24 protein-coding genes and 1 pseudogene are annotated in these 22,916 nt (G+C 62.7%); 10 read left to right on the top strand and 15 right to left on the bottom strand.

All coding sequences use genetic code 11. The features are described from left to right. Window positions 1-67 precede the first annotated feature (67 nt). Window positions 68-937, top strand: coding sequence for an SDR family oxidoreductase (locus QQL85_RS24290; RefSeq protein ID WP_284357036.1), 870 nt, complete (start codon window positions 68-70; stop codon window positions 935-937). A 98-nt stretch (window positions 938-1,035) separates the two neighbouring features. Here the strand turns inward: QQL85_RS24290 and QQL85_RS24285 are convergent, their stop codons facing one another. From QQL85_RS24285 to QQL85_RS24265, 5 genes are all read right to left on the bottom strand, one after another. Further along, a complete protein-coding gene (locus QQL85_RS24285; RefSeq protein ID WP_284357037.1) occupies window positions 1,036-1,767 on the bottom strand; it encodes a hypothetical protein in 732 nt (243 codons plus the stop codon). A 58-nt stretch (window positions 1,768-1,825) separates the two neighbouring features. Beyond that, the gene (locus QQL85_RS24280; protein WP_003253379.1) at window positions 1,826-2,206 is read right to left on the bottom strand and encodes a RidA family protein; all 381 of its coding nucleotides are present in this window, start codon (window positions 2,204-2,206) and stop codon (window positions 1,826-1,828) included. A 23-nt stretch (window positions 2,207-2,229) separates the two neighbouring features. Further along, on the bottom strand, window positions 2,230-4,338 hold the full coding sequence (spoT, locus tag QQL85_RS24275) for a bifunctional GTP diphosphokinase/guanosine-3',5'-bis pyrophosphate 3'-pyrophosphohydrolase (protein ID WP_284357038.1): 2,109 nt from the start codon (window positions 4,336-4,338) through the stop codon (window positions 2,230-2,232). Window positions 4,339-4,397: 59 nt separating this feature from the next. Then, window positions 4,398-4,661, bottom strand: coding sequence for a DNA-directed RNA polymerase subunit omega (gene rpoZ, locus QQL85_RS24270; RefSeq protein WP_003253383.1), 264 nt, complete (start codon window positions 4,659-4,661; stop codon window positions 4,398-4,400). 256 nt (window positions 4,662-4,917) lie between these two features. Further along, window positions 4,918-5,790: a LysR family transcriptional regulator gene (locus tag QQL85_RS24265; protein ID WP_284357039.1), complete on the bottom strand. Its 873-nt coding sequence runs from the start codon at window positions 5,788-5,790 to the stop codon at window positions 4,918-4,920. Between the two features lie 204 nt (window positions 5,791-5,994). On the opposite strand from QQL85_RS24265, the gene QQL85_RS24260 reads away from it, so the two are divergent. The 3 genes from QQL85_RS24260 to QQL85_RS24250 all read left to right on the top strand — a co-directional run bounded on the left by QQL85_RS24260 (window position 5,995) and on the right by QQL85_RS24250 (window position 9,810). After that, entirely contained in the window at window positions 5,995-7,377 is a 1,383-nt protein-coding gene (locus QQL85_RS24260) for a glutamine synthetase family protein (RefSeq protein ID WP_284357040.1), read from the top strand. Window positions 7,378-7,381: 4 nt separating this feature from the next. After that, window positions 7,382-8,149, top strand: a complete 768-nt coding sequence (locus QQL85_RS24255) for a gamma-glutamyl-gamma-aminobutyrate hydrolase family protein (protein WP_284357041.1) — start codon at window positions 7,382-7,384, stop codon at window positions 8,147-8,149. A gap of 119 nt (window positions 8,150-8,268) precedes the next feature. Continuing rightward, window positions 8,269-9,810, top strand: a complete 1,542-nt coding sequence (locus QQL85_RS24250; RefSeq protein ID WP_284357042.1) for an APC family permease — start codon at window positions 8,269-8,271, stop codon at window positions 9,808-9,810. Window positions 9,811-9,941: 131 nt separating this feature from the next. Here the strand turns inward: QQL85_RS24250 and gmk are convergent, their stop codons facing one another. Together gmk and QQL85_RS24240 are read right to left on the bottom strand one after the other, a co-directional pair. After that, on the bottom strand, window positions 9,942-10,562 hold the full coding sequence (gmk, locus tag QQL85_RS24245) for a guanylate kinase (RefSeq protein WP_284357043.1): 621 nt from the start codon (window positions 10,560-10,562) through the stop codon (window positions 9,942-9,944). Between the two features lie 13 nt (window positions 10,563-10,575). After that, window positions 10,576-11,439, bottom strand: coding sequence for a YicC/YloC family endoribonuclease (locus tag QQL85_RS24240; RefSeq protein ID WP_284357044.1), 864 nt, complete (start codon window positions 11,437-11,439; stop codon window positions 10,576-10,578). A 228-nt stretch (window positions 11,440-11,667) separates the two neighbouring features. Here QQL85_RS24240 and rph point away from each other — a divergent pair, with 228 nt between their 5' ends. Further along, window positions 11,668-12,390 carry a ribonuclease PH gene (gene rph / locus QQL85_RS24235; protein ID WP_172229255.1) on the top strand — a complete coding sequence of 241 codons (723 nt, stop codon included), beginning with the start codon at window positions 11,668-11,670 and terminating at the stop codon, window positions 12,388-12,390. A gap of 61 nt (window positions 12,391-12,451) precedes the next feature. On the opposite strand, the gene QQL85_RS24230 is transcribed toward rph, so the two are convergent. Next, a complete protein-coding gene (locus QQL85_RS24230) occupies window positions 12,452-13,231 on the bottom strand; it encodes an exodeoxyribonuclease III (RefSeq protein ID WP_003253401.1) in 780 nt (259 codons plus the stop codon). Window positions 13,232-13,311: 80 nt separating this feature from the next. Here QQL85_RS24230 and pyrE point away from each other — a divergent pair, with 80 nt between their 5' ends. Next, a complete protein-coding gene (gene pyrE, locus QQL85_RS24225; RefSeq protein WP_003253405.1) occupies window positions 13,312-13,953 on the top strand; it encodes an orotate phosphoribosyltransferase in 642 nt (213 codons plus the stop codon). 180 nt (window positions 13,954-14,133) lie between these two features. On the opposite strand, the gene argB is transcribed toward pyrE, so the two are convergent. The 4 genes and pseudogenes from argB to coaBC form a co-directional block, all read right to left on the bottom strand. Beyond that, window positions 14,134-15,039, bottom strand: a complete 906-nt coding sequence (gene argB, locus QQL85_RS24220) for an acetylglutamate kinase (protein WP_004575216.1) — start codon at window positions 15,037-15,039, stop codon at window positions 14,134-14,136. 30 nt (window positions 15,040-15,069) lie between these two features. Then, window positions 15,070-16,437: pseudogene (locus QQL85_RS24215) on the bottom strand (phosphomannomutase/phosphoglucomutase); the annotation flags it as partial. A gap of 144 nt (window positions 16,438-16,581) precedes the next feature. Further along, window positions 16,582-17,037, bottom strand: coding sequence for a dUTP diphosphatase (gene dut / locus QQL85_RS24210; protein ID WP_060499666.1), 456 nt, complete (start codon window positions 17,035-17,037; stop codon window positions 16,582-16,584). 4 nt (window positions 17,038-17,041) lie between these two features. Then, window positions 17,042-18,253 carry a bifunctional phosphopantothenoylcysteine decarboxylase/phosphopantothenate--cysteine ligase CoaBC gene (gene coaBC, locus QQL85_RS24205; protein WP_284357052.1) on the bottom strand — a complete coding sequence of 404 codons (1,212 nt, stop codon included), beginning with the start codon at window positions 18,251-18,253 and terminating at the stop codon, window positions 17,042-17,044. A 128-nt stretch (window positions 18,254-18,381) separates the two neighbouring features. Here coaBC and radC point away from each other — a divergent pair, with 128 nt between their 5' ends. Beyond that, window positions 18,382-19,062: a RadC family protein gene (radC, locus tag QQL85_RS24200; RefSeq protein ID WP_284357046.1), complete on the top strand. Its 681-nt coding sequence runs from the start codon at window positions 18,382-18,384 to the stop codon at window positions 19,060-19,062. Window positions 19,063-19,184: 122 nt separating this feature from the next. On the opposite strand, the gene QQL85_RS24195 is transcribed toward radC, so the two are convergent. Then, window positions 19,185-20,792 carry an ABC transporter substrate-binding protein gene (locus QQL85_RS24195; protein ID WP_284357047.1) on the bottom strand — a complete coding sequence of 536 codons (1,608 nt, stop codon included), beginning with the start codon at window positions 20,790-20,792 and terminating at the stop codon, window positions 19,185-19,187. Window positions 20,793-21,153: 361 nt separating this feature from the next. Between QQL85_RS24195 and rpmB the strand changes: the two genes are divergently transcribed. Continuing rightward, entirely contained in the window at window positions 21,154-21,390 is a 237-nt protein-coding gene (rpmB, locus tag QQL85_RS24190; RefSeq protein ID WP_003253504.1) for a 50S ribosomal protein L28, read from the top strand. An 11-nt stretch (window positions 21,391-21,401) separates the two neighbouring features. Then, window positions 21,402-21,557: a 50S ribosomal protein L33 gene (gene rpmG, locus QQL85_RS24185; RefSeq protein WP_003253507.1), complete on the top strand. Its 156-nt coding sequence runs from the start codon at window positions 21,402-21,404 to the stop codon at window positions 21,555-21,557. 67 nt (window positions 21,558-21,624) lie between these two features. Here rpmG and QQL85_RS24180 read toward each other — a convergent pair whose 3' ends face one another. Next, window positions 21,625-21,828: a hypothetical protein gene (locus QQL85_RS24180; protein ID WP_284357048.1), complete on the bottom strand. Its 204-nt coding sequence runs from the start codon at window positions 21,826-21,828 to the stop codon at window positions 21,625-21,627. An 83-nt stretch (window positions 21,829-21,911) separates the two neighbouring features. Beyond that, window positions 21,912-22,271, bottom strand: coding sequence for a cupin domain-containing protein (locus QQL85_RS24175; RefSeq protein WP_016489813.1), 360 nt, complete (start codon window positions 22,269-22,271; stop codon window positions 21,912-21,914). A gap of 196 nt (window positions 22,272-22,467) precedes the next feature. On the opposite strand from QQL85_RS24175, the gene QQL85_RS24170 reads away from it, so the two are divergent. Continuing rightward, window positions 22,468-22,916: aldehyde dehydrogenase family protein (locus QQL85_RS24170; protein ID WP_284368780.1), on the top strand; the 449-nt coding region annotated here is incomplete at its 3' end.

The following is a 22,916-nucleotide window of genomic DNA, read 5'->3' as shown; positions in this document are numbered from 1 at the left end:
CGCCTATGGTCTAGCCGCCCATCGTGTAGCGTGGACCGGCTGATCAATTGGTCTAGGGAGTTTTGTGATGTCAGACCTTTCCGTGATTGTGGTGGGTTGTGGTGATGTAGGTGGGCGTTTTGCCAAGCAAATGCTGGCTAAAGGCTGGCAGGTAAGCGGCCTGCGCCGCTCGGTCGGGCAACTGCCTGCAGGCGTTACGCCGGTTGCCGCCGACCTGGCCGAGCCGTCGATTCCGCACGCTTGGCCACAGGGTTCGCTGGACTACCTGGTGTACTGCGTGGCGGCTAGCCAGCACGACGAGGCGGGCTACCAGGCAGCCTATGTCGACGGCTTGCGTCATGTGCTGGCCTGGCTGGCAGAGCGTGGCCAGCGCCCCCGTCGCCTGTTGTTCGTCTCCAGCAGCAGCGTGTATGCGCAGAAGGACGGCGAATGGATCGAAGAAGGTGCGGCCACCGAGCCTGAGGGCTATTCCGGGCGGGTGATGCTGGAGGCTGAACAGTTGGCGCTGGCCAGCGGCATCCCGGCGAGCGTGGTGCGCCTGACTGGTATCTATGGCCCTGGTCGCGAGTGGCTGCTCAGCCAGGTGCGGCAGGGTTACCGCGTGGCCGAGGAGCCGCCGCTGTATGGCAACCGCATTCATGCCGAGGATGCTGCCAGCCTGTTGGCGCACCTGCTAAAGGCCGATGCCGATGGCAAGGTGCTGGACGACTACTACATTGGCGTTGATGACGACCCGGCGCCGCTGGCCGACGTGGTGGCCTGGTTGCGGGCGTACATGGGGGTTACCGAGTGGTCCGATGAGCAGCGGGTGCGGCGTACCGGCAGCAAGCGCTGCAGCAATGCCCGGGCGCGGGCGTTGGGGTGGGTGCCTGTGTACCCCAGTTACAAGGAAGGGTATGCCGCGATTCTGGAAGGGAAAAATCAGTCTCAGGCCTAATGCGGCCCCGGGATTTCAGCATCGCCGCATAGCATGCTGGGGCTGCTTCGCAGCCCCATCGCGACACAAGGCCGCTCCTACAGGGAGCGCGTTCGACTTCAGTTCTGCTCCAGCACCCACTGGCGCTTGCCCGCCGCCAGCGCTGGCATGTCATCCGGCTGTGCACGGTTCACCGCCTGGAAAATCTCCAGCTTGTCGCCATCACGCTTGATGATGAACGGTGCACCACGCTGGTTACGCTCCAGCCACAGGCTGTCATTGCTGCCGCCCATGGTCGCGCAGTCGCCTGCCAGGCACAGTGCGAAACGGTCTGGCCCCGGCAGGCCGGTAACGTTGCCGGTGTCGCTGAAGCGCACGCTGGCACCTTTGCCTTCGCCTTCGACCACCTTCCAGTTGCCGCCCAGGTAGGCCTGGTACAGCGCTTTCTCGAAGCTGCTGCCCAGCGGCGCATTGGCAGTCGCCGGTGCCTTGGCACGTACGAAGGTCTGCTTGGCGCCACGCTGGTCGACGGCTTGCAACTCGTCGCCATCGAGCGACAGCTGCTCGGTCTGGCCGCCTTCGAAGTTGGCCTGCCATTGTTTCTCGTTGGCGGTCAGCTGGCCGTCAGCGGCCTCGAAGCCATTGCTGTAGCTGGCTTGCTGGCTGGCGACGTCGAGCTTCCACTCGAACACCGGACCGTGCTCATTCAGCGCCTGGCGCAGACTGCCGCCTTTGACGGCTGCGGTGATAGCGTCCTGGTTGATCCAGGTGCCGTTGAAATCTTCGGGTTTATGACTGGCGCAGCCGCCCAGAAGCAGGGCTGCCAATGCGAGGGGCAGTGCTTGACGCATGACGGGGTAACCTTGCAGAAGAGAGAGGTGACGGGCAGGGTGCCCGTCACCGGGGACATCATTCGATGACCAGGATGGCGTCCATTTCGACTTGGGAGCCTTTTGGCAGCGCAGCAACGCCAATGGCAGCGCGGGCTGGGTAGGGCTGCTCGAAGTAGCGGCCCATCACCTCGTTGACCTTGGCGAAGTGGCTCAGGTCGGTGAGGAAGATGTTCAGCTTGACGATGTCCTTGAACGAACCACCAGCGGCTTCAGCCACGGCCTTGAGGTTTTCAAACACCTGCACGGTCTGGGCTTCGAAGCCTTCGACCAGCTCCATGGTTTTCGGGTCCAGTGGGATCTGGCCCGACATGTACACAGTGTTGCCGGCCTTGATCGCCTGCGAGTAGGTGCCGATGGCGGCAGGGGCCTTGTCGCTGTTGATGACGGTCTTGCTCATGATGACTCCTTGCGGTTGGCGGACTACGTACGCATGCGGGTGATGCGGACCACACCGGTCAGGGTACGCAGCTTCTTGATCACACGCGCCAGGTGCACGCGGTCGTGCACGCTGACCACCAGTTGGACCACGCTGATACGGCCGTCGCGTTCGTCCATGCTGATCTTCTCGATGTTGCCGTCGGCGGCGTTGACGCTGCTGGCCAGCAGGGCAATCAGGCCGCGCTGGTGCTCCAGTTCGACCCGCAGCTCGACATTGAACTCGCCCGCGATGTCCTTGGCCCAGGAGAGCTGCACGCACTTCTCCGGGTTGTGGCGGATTTCACTGATGTTCCGGCAGTTTTCCAGGTGCACGACCATGCCTTTGCCAGCCGACAGGTGCCCGACGATCGGGTCACCCGGAATTGGCGTACAGCACTTGGCGTAGCTCAGCACCAGGCCTTCGGTACCGCGGATTGCCAGCGGGCCTTCCGGCGCTGGCAGCTGCTCGCCTTCGGCCGACAGCAGGCGGCGTGCGACCACATAGGCCATGCGGTTGCCCAGGCCGATGTCTTCGAGCAGGTCTTCGATCAGTTCCAGGCGGTACTCGGCGAGAATCGCCTGGATGCGCTCCTGGGGGATTTTCTCCAGGCTGCTGTCGAAGCCGGTGAGTACCTTGTTCAGCAGGCGTTCACCCAGGCTGATGGACTCGGAGCGACGCTGCTGCTTGAGCGCATGGCGGATGTGTGTTCGCGCCTTGCCGGTCACCACGAAGTTGAGCCAGGCCGGGTTCGGCCGTGCGCCCGGGGCGCTGACGATTTCCACGGTCGAGCCGCTCTGCAGCGGTTCGGACAGCGGCGCCAGGCGGCGGTTGATGCGGCAGGCGATGCAACTGTTGCCCACGTCGGTGTGCACCGCATAGGCGAAGTCGACGGCCGTGGAGCCTTTGGGCAGCTCCATGATCCGGCCCTTGGGCGTGAACACATAGACCTCGTCCGGGAACAGGTCGATCTTCACGCTCTCGATGAATTCCAGCGAGTTGCCGGCACGTTGCTGCAGTTCGAGGATGCCCTTGACCCACTGACGCGCGCGGGCGTGGCTGCCCTTGGGCTGCTCGTCGTCGTTGGACTTGTATAGCCAATGCGCGGCGATACCGTTGTTGGCCATCTCTTCCATCTCGCGGGTGCGGATCTGGATTTCGATGGGCACGCCGTGCATGCCGAACAGCGTGGTATGCAACGACTGGTAGCCGTTCGCCTTGGGAATCGCGATGTAATCCTTGAAGCGACCGGGCAGCGGCTTGTACAGGTTATGCACGGCGCCGAGCACACGGTAGCAGGTGTCGACCTTGTCGACGATGATGCGGAAGGCGTACACGTCCATGATCTCGTTGAAGGCACGGCGTTTGCCACGCATCTTCTTGTAGATGCCATAGAGGTGTTTCTGTCGGCCGCTGACCTCGCCCTGAATGCCGTCGGCGGCCAGGCAGTTGGCCAGCGAGTGCTCGATCTTGGCGACGATCTCTTTACGATTACCGCGTGCGCTTTTCACCGCCCGGTGAATCAGCGACGAGCGCATCGGGTGCATGGCCTTGAAGCCGAGGTCCTCGAACTCCACGCGCACGGTGTGCATCCCCAGGCGGTTGGCGATGGGGGCGTAGATTTCGAGGGTTTCCTTGGCAATGCGCCGGCGTTTTTCGCCGGACAGCACTTCCAGGGTGCGCATGTTGTGCAGGCGGTCGGCCAGTTTGACCAGGATCACGCGAATATCGCGGGCCATGGCCATGGCCATTTTCTGGAAGTTTTCGGCCTGCGCCTCGGCCTTGGTCTCGAAGTTCATCTGGGTCAGCTTGCTGACTCCATCGACCAGTTCGGCCACGGTCTCGCCAAATTGCTGGCTGAGGGCTTCCTTGGCGATGCCGGTGTCTTCGATCACGTCGTGCAGCATGGCCGCCATCAGGCTCTGATGGTCCATGTGCATGTCGGCGAGGATGCTGGCCACGGCCAGCGGGTGGGTCACATAGGGCTCGCCGCTGCGGCGGCGCTGCCCGTCGTGGGCCTGCTCGGCGTAGAAATAGGCGCGCCGGACCAGGTTGACCTGTTCAGGGCCAAGATAGGTCGACAGCCGTTCGGCCAAGGCTTCTATACCCGGCATGGGTTCACCTCCTGCGGAGGAAGAGGGCCTTGCGCCGTGCGACGTCGACCTGGCATCAATCAGACAGCCTCGTTGTTCTCGTCCTCGAACGCGGCGAACACCGGATCCTCGGTGACGATCTCTTCAGCGGCGATGAACTCGTTGGTGACGATGCCTTCGGCGATTTCACGCAGGGCAACAACGGTCGGCTTGTCGTTTTCCCACGCAACGCGTGGCTCTTTGCCGCCGGTCGCCAGCTGGCGGGCGCGCTTGGTCGAGAGCATGACCAGCTCAAAGCGGTTATCCACGTGTTCCAGGCAGTCTTCAACAGTTACGCGGGCCATGGTCTTCCTCAGTAGCAAATGCGGTGGGCGTGCAGCCCAGTAATGGGCAGGCGGACTCGATAGTATAAAAATTCACCAGCCAATAGGGAAGCGCTGTTTTGCCGGGCGGTCACCTTGAAGCCCTGTGTTTGCTTCTTCGCGGGTAAACCCGCTCCCACAGGCACCGCCTACCCTGCGGGAGCGGGTTCATCGGGGCGCCGAACCGCCGCGAAAGGGCTGGAACAGACAGCCGCGATACTTGAGCCTGACGATAACCTCAGAGCATCGCGCCACGCAACCGCGGCGTCAGCTCTTCGAACAAGGTCTGCACCGAACGCAGCGCCCGACAATCCGGCCGGGTCAGCAGCCACAGCTGGGTGTCGCAGCCGGCCAGCGGCCCGCTCAGCGCATCCACCCCGGGCAACGCATGCACCATGTAGTCCGGCAGCGCCGCCACGCCCAGGCCGGCGGTCACCAGCTGGGCGATGGTCGACATGCTGCTGCATTGGTAGCGCGGGCTCAACCCCGGGTGCTGCTGGTTGCGCCAGACCACGGTGGGGTGGTCCACCATCGAGTCATCGGGGGCGATCCACGGCACGCTGGCGGGCGACTCGGCCAGGCGCTCGCGCCACTGTGGATGGCCGCAGACGACATAGGAGGTCGAACCCAGGTTGCGCCCCACCAGGTGCTCCGGTGGCGTGTTGGTCAGGCGCAGGGCAATGTCGGCATCGCGACGGCTGAGGTTGGCAAAAGTGTTGGAGGTGCCCATTTCCAGCGACAAGGCCGGGTAGTTCGGCATGAACTCGGCCAGCGCCGGCAGCAGCAGGCTGTGCATCACTGCCTCGGTGCAGGTAAGCCGTACGGTGCCGCTTACAACCTGCTCGCCACTGGTCATGGCAATGCGCGCCGCCTCCAGCGCCTGCTCGGCGCGCTCGGCCTGCTCGGCCAAGGCCTGGGCGGTGTCGGTCGGCAAGTAGCCCTTACGGCTCTTGACGAACAAGGCGGTGCCCAGCGCCGACTCCAGTCGACGGATCGAGCGGAATACCGTCGACACGTCGACTTTGAGCAGCTCGGCGGCCTTCGCCAGTGAGCGGCCACGCTCCAGTGCCAGGACCAGGGAGAGGTCGGCGTGGGTAATCTGATATTGCATTGGTGCACGCTCTGCTTGCCGAATTGCCAATGTCTGTTGCGTCTAGGCCATTTTATAGTGAAACGGCCCCCCGGAATCAATGCGCCGGTCGGGTAACCAATCCCCACGATGGGAAAGTGAAAAGAACAACAGCTGCAACCATCGTCGCCCGTGAGGCGCCAGCCGTATCCCCACATCGCCGCAGCACATCAAAGGATGTACACCATGACGTCGGTAACCCCGTGCGCCAGTTCTTCCAGCGAGATGAATGACTTCCTCCAGGCCCATCCGGACACGCAGTACGTCGACCTGCTGATCTCCGACATGAATGGCGTGGTACGTGGCAAGCGCATCGAGCGGGCCAGCCTGCACAAGGTGTACGAGAAGGGCATCAACCTGCCCGCATCGCTGTTCGCCCTGGACATCAACGGTTCCACTGTCGAGAGCACCGGCCTTGGCCTGGACATCGGCGATGCCGACCGGATCTGCTACCCGATCCCCGGCTCGCTGTCGGACGAGCCATGGCAGAAGCGCCCCACCGCCCAGTTGCTGATGACCATGCATGAACTCGATGGCCAGCCGTTCTTCGCCGACCCGCGTGAAGTGCTGCGCCAGGTGGTGAGCAAGTTCGACGACCTGGGTCTGGATATCTGCGCCGCGTTCGAACTGGAGTTCTACCTGATCGACCAGGACAACCTCAACGGTCGCCCGCAGCCGCCGCGTTCGCCCATTTCCGGCAAGCGTCCGCAATCGACCCAGGTGTACCTGATCGACGACCTCGACGAATACGCCGACTGCCTGCAGGACATGCTCGAAGCAGCCAAGGAGCAGGGCCTGCCCGCCGACGCCATCGTCAAGGAAAGCGCCCCGGCGCAGTTCGAGGTCAACCTGCACCATGTGGCCGACCCGCTGAAGGCCTGCGACTACGCGATCCTGCTCAAACGCCTGATCAAGAACGTGGCCTACGACCATGAAATGGACACCACCTTCATGGCCAAGCCCTACCCGGGCCAGGCAGGCAACGGTCTGCATGTGCACATTTCGTTGCTGGACAAGAAAACCGGCAAGAACATCTTCGCCAGTGATGACCCGCTGCAAAGCGACACCCTGCGCCACGCCATCGGTGGCGTGTTGGAGACCATGCCGGCGTCGATGGCCTTCCTCTGCCCGAACATCAACTCCTATCGTCGCTTCGGCGCGCAGTTCTATGTACCCAATGCGCCGAGCTGGGGCCTGGACAACCGCACCGTGGCCGTGCGCGTGCCTACCGACAGCAGCGACAACGTGCGCCTGGAGCACCGGGTGGCCGGCGCCGATGCCAACCCGTACCTGATGCTCGCGGCCATCCTGGCTGGCGTGCATCACGGCCTGACCAACAAGGTCGAGCCCCAGGCGCCGATCGAAGGCAACTCCTACGAGCAACTGGAGCAGAGCCTGCCGAACAACCTGCGCGATGCCCTGCGCGCGCTGGATGACAGCGAAGTCCTCAACCAATACATCAGCCCGGACTACATCGATATCTTCGTGGCCTGCAAGGAAAGCGAACTGGCTGAGTTCGAAGTCTCGATCTCCGACCTTGAGTACAACTGGTACCTGCACACGGTGTAAGCCCATGAGCGCAACTGCGGTCCCTTTGATCGGTGTCAGCGCCTGCCGCCAGCAGGTGGGAAAGAACTCGTCGCACACGGTAGGCGACAAGTATGTCGAGGCGGCCGGCTTTGCCGGCCTGCCGCTGATCTTGCCGGCCCGTGACGGGGGCAGCGACACGCAAGCGCTGCTGGCCCGTCTGCACGGCATTGTTTTTACCGGCTCACCTTCAAATATCGAACCGCATCATTACAATGGCGCCCCCAGCACGGCCGGTACCCGGCATGACCTGGCGCGTGATCGGCTGACCCTGCCTTTGCTGCAGGCGGCCATTACCGCTGGTGTGCCGGTGTTCTGCATTTGTCGTGGCTACCAGGAATTGAATGTGGCCCTTGGTGGCAGCCTGCACCAGCGTGTGCAGGAACTGCCGGGCTACCTTGATCACCGCGAACCTGAGGACGCACCCCTGGAGGTGCAATATGGCCCTCGTCACCCCGTTGGCATTGAGCCAGGCGGGTTGTTCGAGCGCCTGGGCCTGGCGGCGCAGTTCGAGGTCAACTCGCTGCACAGCCAGGGCATCGACCGCCTGGCCCCGGGCCTGCGCGTCGAGGCACGGGCTCCGGATGGCCTGATCGAGGCGGTGTCCATGCCGGCGGCGCCGGGCTTTGTGCTGGGCGTGCAGTGGCACCCGGAGTGGCGCTTCAACGAAAACCCGGTTTCGCTGCGCCTGTTTCAGGCGTTTCGCGAGGCCTGCATTGCTTATGCAGCACGGGAGGGCTTACGGCAGGAATGATTCTGACGTCAGCCGAAGGTCTCGGATGACTTGTCCCCGACAGCAAGCTTTCAATGAGTGAAAGCGGGCCTTGTATGCAAGGCCTGTGAAAACAATTCCAAAATTTACGGCAAATACTCATGAGCAATTACACAGAAGCCGGCCGCCCACCCGACGTGGCGGCTGACGCGGGCAACACTCAGCGCAGCAAAGGTCTGGCCAAAGGCCGTTTGGGCTTGCTGGCCAGCGTAGTGCTGGGCATTTCCACCATCGCCCCGGTCTACACCCTGACCGGCGCCCTTGGCCCGACCGTGCGCGAGGTAGGTGCCCACCTGCCTGCCGTGTTCATCGTCGGTTTCTTGCCGATGCTGCTGGTGGCCCTGGGCTACCGCGAACTGAACTCGGCAGAACCGGACAGCGGCACGTCCTTCACCTGGTCTGCGCGCGCCTTCGGCCCGATGATCGGCTGGATTGGCGGCTGGGGGTTGGTGGTTGCAACCACCATCGTGCTGTCGAACCTGGCGGGGGTAGCGGTCGACTTCTTCTACCTGTTCCTGGGCCAGATCACCGGCAAGCATGAGCTGGCGGCATTGGCCGACAACCTGCTGATCAACATCACCACCTGTTGCGTGTTCATCGCCCTGGCGGTGTGGATCTGCTGTCGCGGCATCGCCACGACCATGACCGTGCAGTATGGCCTGGTGGCCTTGCAGCTGGTGGTGTTGATCGGCTTTGCCGTCGCCGCCTTCGGCGGTACCACGGCGCCACCACCGCTGGCGTTCGATTTCGCCTGGTTCAACCCGTTCGGTGTCGAGTCGTTCTCGGCCTTTGCTGCCGGGCTGTCGCTGTCGATCTTCATCTTCTGGGGCTGGGACACATGCCTGACCGTCAGCGAGGAGTCGGTGGGCAGCGAAGAGGTGCCGGGCAAGGCCGCCACCTGGACCGTGATGCTGATTCTTGGCTTGTACCTGTTCACCGCCATCGCCACCCTGCAATTTGCCGGTATCAGCGAAACGGGCCTGGGCCTGAACAACCCACGCATCCAGGAGAACGTCTTTGCCCACCTGGCCGGTCCGGTCATGGGGCCACTGGCGATCCTGATGTCCATCGCCGTGTTGGCCAGCACCGCGGCGTCGCTGCAGTCGACCTTCGTGGCGCCGGCGCGTACCCTGTTGGCCATGGGCTACTACGGCGCGGTGCCGCCGAAGTTCGCCAGCGTCTGCCCGCGTTCGCAGACCCCGCGTTATGCAACCATCTGTGCGGGTGTGGCAGCGGGGCTGTTCTATGTGACCATGCGTAGCCTGAGCGAGAACGTGCTGGCGGATACCATCACCGCGCTGGGCATGATGATCTGCTTCTACTATTCGCTGACCGCGTTCGCCTGCGTCTGGTACTTCCGCGATAGCCTGTTCGACAGCCTGCGCCACTTCATCATGCGCGGCCTGTGCCCGCTGGTAGGAGGGGTGATCCTGTCGGTGATCTTCTTGCGTACTGCCATCGACAGCGCCTCGCCAGACTTTGGCAGCGGCTCGCATGTGGGTGGGCTGGGGCTGGTATTCGTGATTGCCGCGATCATCTCGCTGCTGGGCATCGGGCTGATGATGCTGTCGCGCATGCGGGCACCGGCATACTTCCTGGGGGCTACCCTGCGTCAGCAGGCTACCCTGCCGCTGCAGGACTAAACAATTGGGGCCGCTTTGCGGCCCTTCGCGGGCAAGCCCGCTCCCACAGGTTGATCACTGCCTTGAGGCTTGTGCTTTACCTGTGGGAGCGGGCTTGCCCGCGAAGGGCTGCAAAGCAGCCCCATCGATCTTCAGCCGATCATTTGCTTCAGCAGCGTCGCATGACGCTGTTGCTGTTTCTTCAACAGCAGCCGATTCGAGCGGAATACCGCCTTCAAATCTTCCAGCGCCACGTCGAAATCATCATTGATGATCACATAGTCATACTCGTCGTAGTGCACCATCTCGCTGACCGCTTCCTTCATGCGCCCGGCGATGATCTCTTCGCTGTCTTGCCCACGACCGTCCAGGCGCTGACGAAGCGCTTCCTGGCTTGGCGGCAGAATGAACACCGACAAGGCCTGGGGCATCAGCTTGCGCACCTGCTGGGCGCCTTGCCAGTCGATTTCCAGGATCAGGTCATAGCCCTGGTCCAGGGTCTGTTGCAGCGCACTGCGCGAGGTGCCGTAGAAGTTGCCGAACACTTCGGCATGCTCCAGGAAATCGCCTTGCTGGATCAGCGCCTTGAACGCTTCGTGGACGACGAAGTGGTAGTTCACCCCGTGCTCCTCGCCCGGGCGCATGGCGCGGGTGGTGTGCGAGACCGAGACGCGGATTTGCTGGTCGTCCTTGGTCAGGGCCGTTACCAGGCTGGTCTTGCCGGCGCCCGAAGGGGCCGAAACGATGTAGAGGGTGCCGCTGCTGTGATTCATGGTCGGGGTGGCCTTACTCGATGTTCTGTACTTGTTCACGCATCTGTTCGATCAATACCTTCAGGTTGACCGCCGCTTGCGTGCTGCGTGGGTCGAAGGCCTTGGAGCCGAGGGTATTGGCCTCGCGGTTGAGTTCCTGCATCAGGAAATCCAGGCGCCGGCCGGCGGCGCCGCCACCCTTGAGCACCCGGCGCACTTCGGTAACGTGGGTGCTGAGGCGGTCGAGCTCCTCGGCCACGTCGCTCTTCTGGGCCAGCAGCACCATTTCCTGCTCCAGGCGCTGCGGGTCGAGTTCGGCCTGCATATCGCCGAAGCGGTCGAGAATCTTCTGCCGCTGCGCCGCCAGCATCTGTGGCACCAGGGCGCGCAGGGTGGTGACTTCGCTGGTCATGTTGTCCAGGCGTTCGTTGATCAGTCGGGCCAGTTCCTGGCCTTCGCGCTGGCGTCCGGCCTTGAGTTCGGCCAGTGCTTCGTCGAACAACGCCATGGCTTCGGCATTCAGTGCCTGCGGGTCACTGGTGTCGGCCACCAGCACGCCCGGCCATGACAGTACCTCCAGCGGGTTGAGCGGTGCCGGCTGCTTGATCAGGCTGGCCACTTCCTCGGCGGCTGCAACCAGTTGTGCGGCGCGCTCGCGGTCTACCTTCAGTGGCTTGCCGTTGCTGTCTTCATTGAGGCGCAGGGTGCATTCCACCTTGCCCCGCGACAGGCCCTGGCGCAGGCCTTCACGCACCGCGCCTTCAAGGTCGCGCAGGGCCTCGGGCAGGCGCAGGTGGGGTTCCAGGTAACGGTGGTTGACCGAACGCAGCTCCCAGATCAGGGTGCCTTGGCTGCCGGCGCGCTCGACACGAGCAAAAGCGGTCATGCTGTGCACCATGGGGAGTACCTCGCGTAGATGAATGAACGGTGGCAGCCTCTCGGCTGCAAGGCGCAGGATTGTAGCGCAGTGGGGCCTCGGCGCCCAATCCACCCATGTTACAGAGGGGGGCTCGGGGCAGTAGGAAAAGGCGACGGGCTGCGGCGGGTGCGACAATAGGCATGTCCTCGCCGGGCTGCGGGCTCTATAATGCTCGGCAGATTCAAAGTCCCAGTACAGGTATCCCAGATGAAACGTCCAAGTGGTCGCGCCGCCGATCAGCTCCGCTCGATCCGCATCACCCGCAACTACACCAAGCACGCCGAAGGGTCGGTACTGGTCGAGTTCGGTGACACCAAGGTCATCTGCACGGTCAGCGTGGAAAACGGTGTGCCGCGCTTCCTCAAAGGCCAGGGCCAAGGCTGGCTGACCGCCGAGTACGGCATGCTGCCGCGCTCCACCGGCGAGCGTAACCAGCGCGAAGCCAGCCGTGGCAAGCAGGGTGGCCGCACCCTGGAAATCCAGCGCCTGATCGGCCGCTCGCTGCGCGCTGCGCTGGACATGAGCAAGCTGGGTGACATCACCCTGTACGTCGACTGCGACGTGATCCAGGCCGATGGTGGCACCCGTACCGCCTCCATCACCGGTGCCATGGTCGCCCTGTGCGATGCCCTGGCGGTGATCAAGAAGCGCGGTGGCCTGAAGGGCGGCAACCCGCTCAAGCACATGATCGCTGCCGTGTCGGTGGGCATGTACCAGGGCGAAGCCGTGCTCGACCTGGACTACCCGGAAGACTCCGCTGCCGAAACCGACCTGAACGTGGTGATGACCAGCGCCGGTGGCTTCATCGAAGTGCAGGGCACCGCCGAAGGCGCGCCGTTCCAGCCGGAAGACTTCAACGCCATGCTGGCGCTGGCGCAAAAGGGCATGAACGAGATCTTCGAACTGCAGCAGGCCGCGCTGGCTGACTGACTGTTCCTGTAGACACGAAAAAGCCGACATCGATGTCGGCTTTTTCGTGTCTGAACAGCGCTCAGATGGTCAACGTCCAGTCGTAGTCGACGATCAGCGGCGCATGTTGCGAGAAGCGCGGCTGACGCGGCAGGCGGGCGTTGCGCACGAAACGGCGCAGGCCCGGGGTGAGGATCTGGTAGTCGAACCGGTAGCCCAGGTTGAGCATCTCGGCCTGCTCGTTGTCCGGCCACCAGCTGTACTGGTCGCCTTCACGGCTGACTTCGCGCAGGGCATCGACGTAACCCATCTCGCCGGTGATCGCATCCATCCAGGCGCGTTCCGGCGCCAGGAAGCCCGGCGACTGCTGGCTGTCACGCCAGTTTTTGATGTCGAGCTTCTGCTGCGCCACATAGAACGAGCCGCAATAGATGTATTCACGGCGCTTGCGACGCTGTTTGTCCAGGTACTTGGCGAAGTCGTCCATCAACTTGAACTTCTGGTTCAAGTCTTCGTCGCCGTTCATGCCCGAAGGCAGCAGCAGGCTGGCAATACTGACTTTGTCGAAATCTGCTTGCAGGTAACGCCCGTAGCGGTCGGCTGTCTCGAAGCCCAGGCCGGTGATGACTGCCTTGGGCTGCATACGCGAATAAAGGGCCACACCCCCTTGGGCAGGCACCTCCGCGTCGCAGGCATAAAGGAAATAGCCATCGAGCTGGAAAGCTGGGTCATCGAGTTCAAAGGCCGAGGCGCGGGTATCCTGAAGGCAGATGACGTCGGCATTCTGGGCTTGTAGCCAGCTGAGCAAACCACGCTCGGCCGCAGCCTGAATGCCATTTACGTTCACACTGATGATCCGCATAAATGGCCCCAAAAATCTCGTGCGTGTATGATACCCGAGCTCAACCCATTTAGCTAAATCCGTGGTGTCCGGGACTATTCATGCAGCCGTATCAGCGCGACTTTATCCGTTTTGCCATCGATCGCGGGGTACTGCGTTTCGGTGAATTCACCCTGAAATCGGGGCGTACCAGCCCGTATTTCTTCAATGCCGGCCTGTTCAACACCGGTTCTGCATTGGCCGAGCTGGGGCGGTGCTATGCCGCAGCCATCGTCGACAGCAAGATCCCGTTCGATGTGCTGTTCGGCCCGGCCTACAAGGGTATCCCTCTGGCGGCGACCACCGCCGTGGCCCTTGCCGATCAGCATCAGCTCGACGTGCCATGGTGCTTCAACCGTAAAGAAGCCAAGGACCACGGCGAAGGCGGCAGCCTGGTCGGCGCGCCGCTGGCCGGTGATGTGCTAATCATCGACGACGTGATCACTGCCGGTACCGCCATCCGCGAGGTCATGCAGATCATCAACGCCCAGCAGGCCAAGGCCGCTGGCGTGCTGATCGCGCTGAACCGCGAAGAGCGTGGCAATGGCGAACTGTCGGCGATCCAGGAAGTGGAACGCGACTTCGGTATCCCGGTGGTCAGCATCGTTTCGCTGACCCAGGTGCTGGAGTTCCTGGCCGACGACCCGCAGCTGAAGCAGCATCTGCCGGCTGTCGAGGCTTATCGGGCGCAGTACGGGATCTGATCCTGGCCTGGAAATGAAAAAAGGCGACCTTCATCTGAAGGTCGCCTTTTTTGTGTCGTCTGTTCGGGCCCTTTCGCGGGTAAACCCGCTCCCACAATTAATGCGCCAGTTTCGAGGTTGACACTATCCCTGTGGGAGCGGGCTTGCCCGCGAAGAGGCCGGTGCAGGCTAACCCATCACTCAGCGCGGCTTGCGGTTGGTGATCAAGGTGCCCACGCCGCTGTCGGTGAAGATTTCCAGCAGCACAGCATTCGGCACGCGGCCGTCGATGATGTGCGAGCTGTTCACACCGCCTTGCACCGCATCCAGCGCGCACTTGATCTTCGGCAGCATGCCGCCATAGATGGTGCCATCAGCGATCAGTTCGTTGACCTGTTCGGTGGTCAGGCCGGTCAGTACCTGGCCCTGTTTGTCCATCAGGCCGGCGATGTTGGTCAGCAGCATCAGCTTCTCGGCCTTCAGCGCCTCGGCCACTTTGCCTGCTACCAAGTCGGCGTTGATGTTGTACGACTCACCGTTGGCGCCCACGCCGATCGGCGCGATCACCGGGATGAAGTCGCCCTTCACCAGCATGTTAAGCAAGTCGGTGTTCACGCTCACCACTTCACCCACATGGCCGATGTCGATGATTTCCGGGGTGGTCATCTCGGGCGTCTGGCGGCTGACGGTCAGCTTGCGGGCGCGGATCAGTTCCGCGTCCTTGCCGGTCAGGCCGATGGCGCTGCCGCCGTGGCGGTTGATCAGGTTGACGATGTCCTTGTTGACCTGGCCACCCAGCACCATCTCCACCACGTCCATGGTCGCCGAGTCGGTGACGCGCATGCCGTCGATGAAGTGGCTTTCGATCGACAGGCGCTTCAGCAGGTCGCCGATTTGCGGGCCACCACCGTGGACCACCACCGGGTTGATGCCCACAGCCTTCATCAGCACGATGTCACGGGCGAAGCCTGTTTTCAGCTCCTCGCTTTCCATCGCGTTGCCGCCGTACTTGATCACCAGGGTCTTGCCGACAAAGCGGCGGATGTAAGGCAGTGCTTCGGACAAAACCTCGGCTACATGGGAAGCGGCATCGCGATCGAGGGTCATGCAGGGCTCCTGTAAGGAACAGATAGTCGGTCAGAACGGCAGTTGCAGCTCAGGCTCAACCCGCAGCAACTGGGTACGGAAAACATCCTTGATACGTTGCAACTCGGCGTCGCTGTCGGCCTCGAAGCGCAGCACCAGCACCGGGGTGGTGTTGGAGGCGCGAACCAGGCCCCAGCCGTGGGTGTAGTCGACCCGCACACCGTCGATGGTGGTCAAGTTGGCTTCGCCCCAGTCGGCGTCGCGTTGCAGTGCATCAATGATGCTGAATTTACCCTCGTCGGTCACATCAATATTGATTTCCGGCGTGGAAATATCGTTCGGGAAGGCGGCAAACAGGTTTTCGGCGCTCTGTCCGGTCTTGCTGAGGATCTCCAGCAGACGCGCGGCACTGTAGATACCGTCGTCAAAACCGTACCAGCGTTCCTTGATGAAGATGTGACCGCTCATCTCGCCAGCCAGCAGCGAACCGGTCTGCTTCATCTTCTTCTTGATCAACGAATGGCCGGTCTTCCACATCAAGGCTCGGCCGCCGTGCTGTTCGATCAGCGGGGTCAGGCGGCGGGTGCATTTGACGTCGAAGATGATCTCGGCGCCCGGGTTGCGCGCCAGCACGTCCTGGGCAAACAGCATCAGCAGGCGGTCGGGGTAGACGATGCTGCCGGTATTGGTCACCACACCGACGCGGTCGCCGTCACCGTCGAAGGCCAGGCCGATGTCGGCGCCGGTTTCCTTGACCTTGGCGATCAGGTCTTCGAGGTTTTCCGGCTTGCCCGGGTCCGGGTGGTGGTTGGGGAAGTTGCCGTCCACGTCACAGAACAGCGGGATCACTTCGCAGCCGAGGGCTTCGATCAGTTGCGGTGCGACTACACCGGCGGCGCCGTTGCCACAGTCCACAACCACTTTGAGTTGCTTGGCCAGTTTCACGTCGCTGACGATCTGCTGGAAATAGCGGTCCAGGATCTCGACCTTTTTCACACGGCCTTCGGCCAGGGTCAGGTCGTTGGTTTTCAGGCGCGTCAGCAGGGCCTGGATCTGTTCGTTGGCCAAAGTGTCGCCAGCGATGACGATCTTGAAACCGTTGTAGTCCGACGGGTTGTGGCTGCCGGTCAGCATCACGCCCGACTTGCCCGCCAGCACGTTGGCTGCGTAGTACAGCGCCGGGGTGGGCACCAGGCCGACGTCGCTGACGTGGCAGCCGGCGTCGACCAGGCCCTTGATCAGCTGTTCGACCAGCATCGGGCCGGACAGGCGGCCATCACGGCCGACCGAAACCTGCTGTTCGCCCTGGGCCAGGCTCTGGGCGCCGATGGCGCGGCCGATCCAGTAGGCGGTTTCGGCGTGGAGGGTCTTGCCGACCACGCCGCGGATGTCATACGCGCGGAAAATGCTGTCGGGCAATGCGGCGGGGACCAGGTGGGCCATGTCGTTCATCTCTGGAAGCTCCATTAGTCAAAGGCTTTCTGGGCAGGCGCAAACTGAACGCTTGGACGGTGGTTTCGCCAGAGAGTTCGCCATCCTTGGCCTGAACGGTCATTTGCCGGCTCAGTGGCTGCCGGAGTGACCGAAGCCGCCAGCGCCACGCTGGCTTTCATCGAAGGCTTCGACGATATCGAAATGGGCCTGTACCACCGGCACCAGCACCAGTTGGGCGATACGCTCGCCAACCGCGATGGTGAACGGCGTGTTGCCGCGGTTCCAGCATGACACCATCAGCTCGCCCTGGTAGTCCGAGTCGATCAGACCGACCAGGTTGCCCAGCACGATGCCGTGCTTATGGCCCAGGCCCGAGCGCGGCAGAATCACCGCCGCCAGGCCCGGGTCGCCGATGTAGATCGACAGGCCAGTAGGGATCAGCAGGGTCTGGCCTGGCTCGAGGACGGTGTCTTCCTTGAGCAGGGCGCGCAGGTCCAGGCCGGCGGAGCCTGGGGTGGCGTAGGTCGGCAGGGGGAATTCGGTGCCCAGGCGTGGGTCGAGGATCTTGGCTTGAAGAGCGTGCATGTAACTATTGAACCTGGTTAAGCCGTTCGGCGATGAAGGCGACCAACTGCCGGGCGATCTTGCCCTTGCTGGTCTGCGCGAAGAGAGTCTGGTGCTGCTGGCGGTCGATCACGGTCAAGGCGTTTTCTTCGCTGTTGAAGCCGATGCTGGGGTTGGCCACATCATTGGCGACGATCAGGTCGAGGTTTTTGTCCTTGAGCTTGCGCGTGGCGTAATCGAGCAGGTGTTCGGTTTCGGCGGCAAAGCCGACGCTGAACGGGCGGTCGCTGCGGCCAGCAAGGGTGGCAAGGATATCGGGATTGCGCACCATCTGCAGCAGCATGCCGTCGCCGGTCGTAGGATCTTTCTTCAGTTTTTGTGTGGCAACCACTTCCGGGCGGTAGTCCGCAACCGCTGCCGAGGCGATGAACAGGTCGCACGGCATGGCTGCTTCACAGGCCGCGAGCATGTCCCGCGCGCTGACCACGTCGATACGGCTGACCCGGTCGGGGGTTGGCAGGTGCACCGGGCCGGTGACGAGGGTCACCCGAGCTCCGGCTTCGGCAGCCGCTTCGGCCAGGGCGAAGCCCATCTTGCCGGAGCTATGATTGGTGATGTAGCGCACCGGGTCGATGTTTTCCTGGGTCGGCCCGGCGGTGATCAGCACATGTTTGCCGGTCAGTGCCTGGCGCTTGAAGCTTTCTGCGGCGCACCAGGCCAGGTCGGTGGCTTCGAGCATGCGGCCCAGGCCCACGTCACCACAGGCCTGGCTGCCGGACGCCGGGCCGAACACCTGAATGCCACGGCTCTTGAGCAGTTCGAGGTTGGCCTGGGTGGCCGGGTCACGCCACATGGCCTGGTTCATGGCCGGGGCCACGGCGACGGTGGCGTCGGTGGCCAGCACCAAGGTGGTCAGCAGGTCGTCGGCCATGCCTTGGGCCATGCGCGCCATCAGGTCGGCAGTGGCCGGGGCGATCAGCACCAGGTCGGCCCACTTGGCCAGTTCGATATGGCCCATGGCCGCTTCGGCGGCCGGGTCGAGCAGGTCCATGTGCACCGGGTGGCCCGACAGCGCCTGCAGGGTCAGCGGGGTGATGAACTCGGCACCACCACGGGTCATGACGACGCGCACTTGCGCGCCGTGCTCCAGGAGTCGGCGAATCAGCTCGGCGCTTTTGTAGGCGGCAATGCCGCCACCTACGCCGAGAACGATGCGCTTGCGATACAGCCGCTGCATAGGCTTGCCTTTTTCCAGTGAGAGCGGGCGGCGACGTTTGAAATTGCCTGCGGCAGTACGTCGCATGTACGAGGCGAAATAGATTAACACAGGGCCGAAATGGGCCGCAGCAAAGGCAGAGGGGCGGGATGAATATCAGGGAGTGGCCGGCAGAAGAGCGGCCGAGGGAGAAGTTGTTGCAGCGTGGGGCTGCGGTGCTGACGGATGCCGAGTTGCTTGCCGTTCTGCTGGGCTCGGGTGTTGCCGGGCGCAACGTACTGGACCTTGCGCGGGGTCTGCTGGTGCGTTTTGGCGGGCTGAGGCAGTTTCTGGAGGCTGATCGCGAGGCCGTGTTGCGCGAGCCGGGCATTGGGGCCGTGAAGTATGCACAGTTACAGGCGCTTCTGGAGATCGGTCGGCGTTATCTGGATGAGAACATCAAGCGCGCGGAGGCTCTTGACGGGCCAGCGGCGGTGCGGCGTTATCTCAAGGCGATGCTGCGTCATGAGGCCAGTGAAGTTTTCGGATGCCTGTTTCTGGACACCAAGCACCGGCCGTTGGCGTTCGAGATCTTGTTCAGGGGCACGATCGACCGGGCAAGTGTCTACCCTCGGGAGGTGGTGCGGCGGGCATTGCTGCATAACGCGGCGGCGTTGATCCTGTGCCACAACCACCCTTCAGGCAACAGTGAGCCGAGCCAGGATGATGTGCATCTGACCTTGTCGCTGAAGCGAGGGCTGGGGCTGATCGATGTGCGGGTGCTGGATCACATCATCATCGGTGATGGGGAGCCGTTGTCGATGGTTGAGCAGGGATGGATTGTGGCTTAGGTCGTTGTGCTCCTGTGCTGGCCCTTTCGCGGGTAAACCCGCTCCCACAGGATCTCCACAGCCCTCAAAGGCGGTGCTATTCCTGTGGGAGCGGGTTTACCCGCGAAGAGGCCGGTGCAGGCTTACTTGGTCACCGACACCTTGCTGAAGTCCAGCCGCCCGAACGGGCTCACCTGGTACCCCTCGACCTCCTGGCGCAGCAGGGTCGCCGCCGTCGGATGCGCCAGCGGCACCCACAGCGCTTGTTGCTGAATCAAGGTTTGCGCCTGCTGGTACAGCCGGCTGCGCACGCTCTGGTCGTTGGTGGTGCGCCCGGCGCTGATCAGCTGGTCCAGGCGGTTGTCGCAGAAGCGCGCGAAGTTGGTCCCCGACTCGACCGCCGCACAGGAAAACTGCGGGCTGAGGAAGTTGTCCGGGTCACCGTTGTCCCCCGCCCAGCCCATGAACAGCAGGTCATGCTCGCCGGCCTTGGCGCGGCGGATCAGCTCGCCCCACTCGATCACGCGGATTTCCGCTTTCACACCAATCTTCGCCAGGTCAGCCTGCAGCAACTGCGCGCCAAGGCTGGGGTTGGGGTTGAGCAGGCTGCCCGACGGGCGGGTCCAGATGGTCGTGCTGAAACCCTCCGCCAGACCGGCCTTGGTCAGCAGCGCCTTGGCTTTCTTCACGTCCAGCGGGTAGCCGGGCAGGTCCTTGGCGTAGCTCCAGGTATTAGGCGGGTAGGGGCCGTTGGCGGCCACCGCGGAGTCTTCGAACACGGCCTTGAGGTAGGCCTGCTTGTCGAAGGCCAGGTTGATGGCCTGGCGCACTTCCGGCTTGTCCAACGGAGGGTGCTGGCTGTTGATGGCGACGAAGGCGGTCATGAAGGCCGGGGTGGTCGCTACCTTGAGATTGCCATCCTTGCCCGCCTCGGCAATGTCCAGCGGCTTGGGCGACAGGGCAACCTGGCACTCGCCACGCTTGAGTTTCTGCAGGCGCACGTTGGCATCGGTGGTGATGGCGAAGATCAACGGGTCGACCGCCGGCTTGCCGGCGAAATAGTCAGGGTTGGCGCGGTAGCGCACCACGGCGTCCTTCTGGAAGCGCTGGAAGACGAACGGACCGGTGCCGATCGGCTGGCTGTTGAGCTTCTCGGGTGTGCCGGCCTTGAGCAGCTTGTCGGCATATTCGGCGGAGTAGATCGAGGCGAAGCCCATGCTCAGGGTGGCCAGGAAGGTGGCGTCCGGGTGGCTGAGGGTGAAGCGCACGGTGTTCGGCGCCGGCGCCTCGATTGCCTTGATCAGGCTGCCCAGCTGCAGCGACTGGGCATGCGGGTAGCCGCCCGGTGCAGTCTTGTGCCAGGCATGGGCCGGGTAGAGCATGCGCTGGAAGCTGAACAGCACATCGTCGGCATTCAGTTCGCGGCTTGGCTTGAAGTAAGCGGTGCTGTGGAACTTCACGTCTTCGCGCAGGGTGAAGTCATACACCAGGCCGTCGGCCGATACCGTCCAGCTGGCCGCCAGGCTCGGGACCACCTTGCCTTGCGCCGCATCGAACTCCACCAGGCGGTTCATCAGCACATCAGCCGTGGCGTTGGTGGTGGTCAACGAGTTGTACTGCACCACGTCGAAGCCTTCAGGGCTGGCTTCGCTGCAAACGCTCAGCGGCGCCGCCTGGGCAACGCCGGCAGCGAACAGAGCGCCGGCGGCGAACAGAGAGTTGAACAATAAGGAAAGGGCGGCGGCACGCATGGTGGCTCCTTGGCTGTCAGTGGCCCATCTGCCAGTGCAGTCTGGAAAAGGCCTACCCTAGTGCGCCCGCCGGCAAATGACCACACCCTTTTTTACAAATCTGGCGACGAGCGGTCGACGGCTGGCGGGGCCTGCCGCTATGCTGGCCCGGCGCGTTCTGGCGTGCGGCAATGTACATCTACTGTTGTTGCAGCCAAGTCTTTCTGGTATAAAGCAGCGCTCTTTTCTAGGGGCTCGGCCTGTCGCATAAGCGGATCCGGTCGATAAGACCTCCAGAATCACGGCGCCCAGGCGCCAAAGACTGAGAGATTAAGCGGCCAACCCATGCCGGGTTGGGCATGTGGTTTTAGAGGGCTGAGTCATGTCGAGAGTCTGTCAAGTTACTGGTAAGGGTCCAGTAACCGGGAACAACATTTCCCACGCAAACAACAAAACCCGTCGTCGTTTCCTGCCGAACCTGCAGCACCACCGTTTCTGGGTTGAATCCGAGAAGCGTTTCGTGCGTCTGCGCGTTTCCGCCAAAGGCATGCGTATCATCGACAAGCGCGGCATCGACGCCGTTCTGGTTGACATCCGTAAAGCTGGCGCCAAGGTTTAAGGGAGAACATCATGCGTGAATTGATCCGTCTGGTTTCGAGTGCCGGTACCGGCCACTTCTACACCACCGACAAGAACAAGCGCACCACCCCGGACAAAATCGAGATCAAGAAATATGATCCGGTTGTTCGCAAGCACGTGGTGTACAAGGAAGCCAAGATCAAGTAATTGATCGGCGACCTGAAAAAAAACCCGCATCCGAAAGGACGCGGGTTTTTTTATGCCTGCAGCAGGGTCAGTTGAAGTCGAAGCCCTGGATCAGCAGGTCGGCGCCGGCCTTGATCTGGATGCGCTCGATGTCGTGCTCGCGAGTGCACATCTCGTTGGGGCCGACCACTCGGGTGCGGCCGGTGAGGGCGCAGATGGTGTCTTTCATGGCTGGCGCGTAGGGGGTGCCGACCAGGTGGGCGAGGGTTCGCAGAACTTCTTCGTTGGTCATGCTGATCTTCCTGTTGAAGTGGGGTGGCCCGACATGGGCAGGGCCATCCTCACGCAAGCCAGCAGGCTGCCTGCACTACATAGTTACTTCTGTTCGAACATCACATAGATCTTGCGGCACGGCTCCAGCACCTCCCAGGTGCCCTTGAAGCCGGCCGGGATGACAAACCGATCGCCGGCACGCAGGGTTTTCGCCCCGCCGTCCTGGTCGCGCAGCACCGAAACGCCCTGGACGATCTCGCAGTACTCGTGCTCGGTGTAGTTCACCGTCCACTGCCCCACCTCACCTTCCCACACGCCTGCGGCAAATTGCCCGCATGGGCTGGAATAGTGGTTGTAGACAGCCTGGTCCGGCTCGCCCTTGAGTATTTTTTCCGCCGCCGGGCGGTAGCGCTCGGCCTCGGTAATGATCTGCGCGAAGTCGATGATGCTGTCTATTCTCATGGTGCCGCTCCTATTGTTGTTTAATAAAATGAACATCAGTAGGCTTTTGAGCCTTTCGTGTCAAATATATTGATAGTTTACACCGGCTGGTTTAGGGTATCGCTTGCCCGTGTGCGCGCATCGCCCGGCCAGAATTCTGACAACGCCTGTGAGTCCTCAGTGCGGCGTTGCACCTAAACAAGAGGAGGAGTTTCGTATGACTACCCTGACCCGTGCGGACTGGGAACAACGTGCCCAGCAACTGAAGATCGAAGGCCGCGCCTTCATCAACGGCGAATACACCGATGCCGCATCTGGTGAAACCTTCGAGTGCCTGAGCCCGGTCGACGGACGCTTCCTGGCCAAGGTTGCCAGCTGCGACCTGGCCGATGCCAACCGCGCTGTGGAAAATGCCCGCGCCACCTTCAACGCTGGCGTGTGGTCGCAATTGGCCCCGGCCAAGCGCAAGGCCAAGCTGATCCGCTTCGCCGACCTGCTGCGTAAAAATGTCGAAGAGCTGGCGCTGCTGGAAACCCTGGACATGGGCAAGCCGATCGGCGACTCCTCCAGCATCGACATCCCGGGTGCGGCCCAAGCCATTCACTGGACGGCCGAAGCGATCGACAAGGTCTACGACGAAGTCGCCCCGACCCCGCACGACCAGCT

It is taken from the genome of Pseudomonas putida, from assembly GCF_030159595.1.
Classification (GTDB): Bacteria; Pseudomonadota; Gammaproteobacteria; order Pseudomonadales; family Pseudomonadaceae; genus Aquipseudomonas; species Aquipseudomonas putida_AC.
Note: the sequence above shows the minus strand (reverse complement) of the source record. Positions and strands in the feature narration are given on the sequence as shown.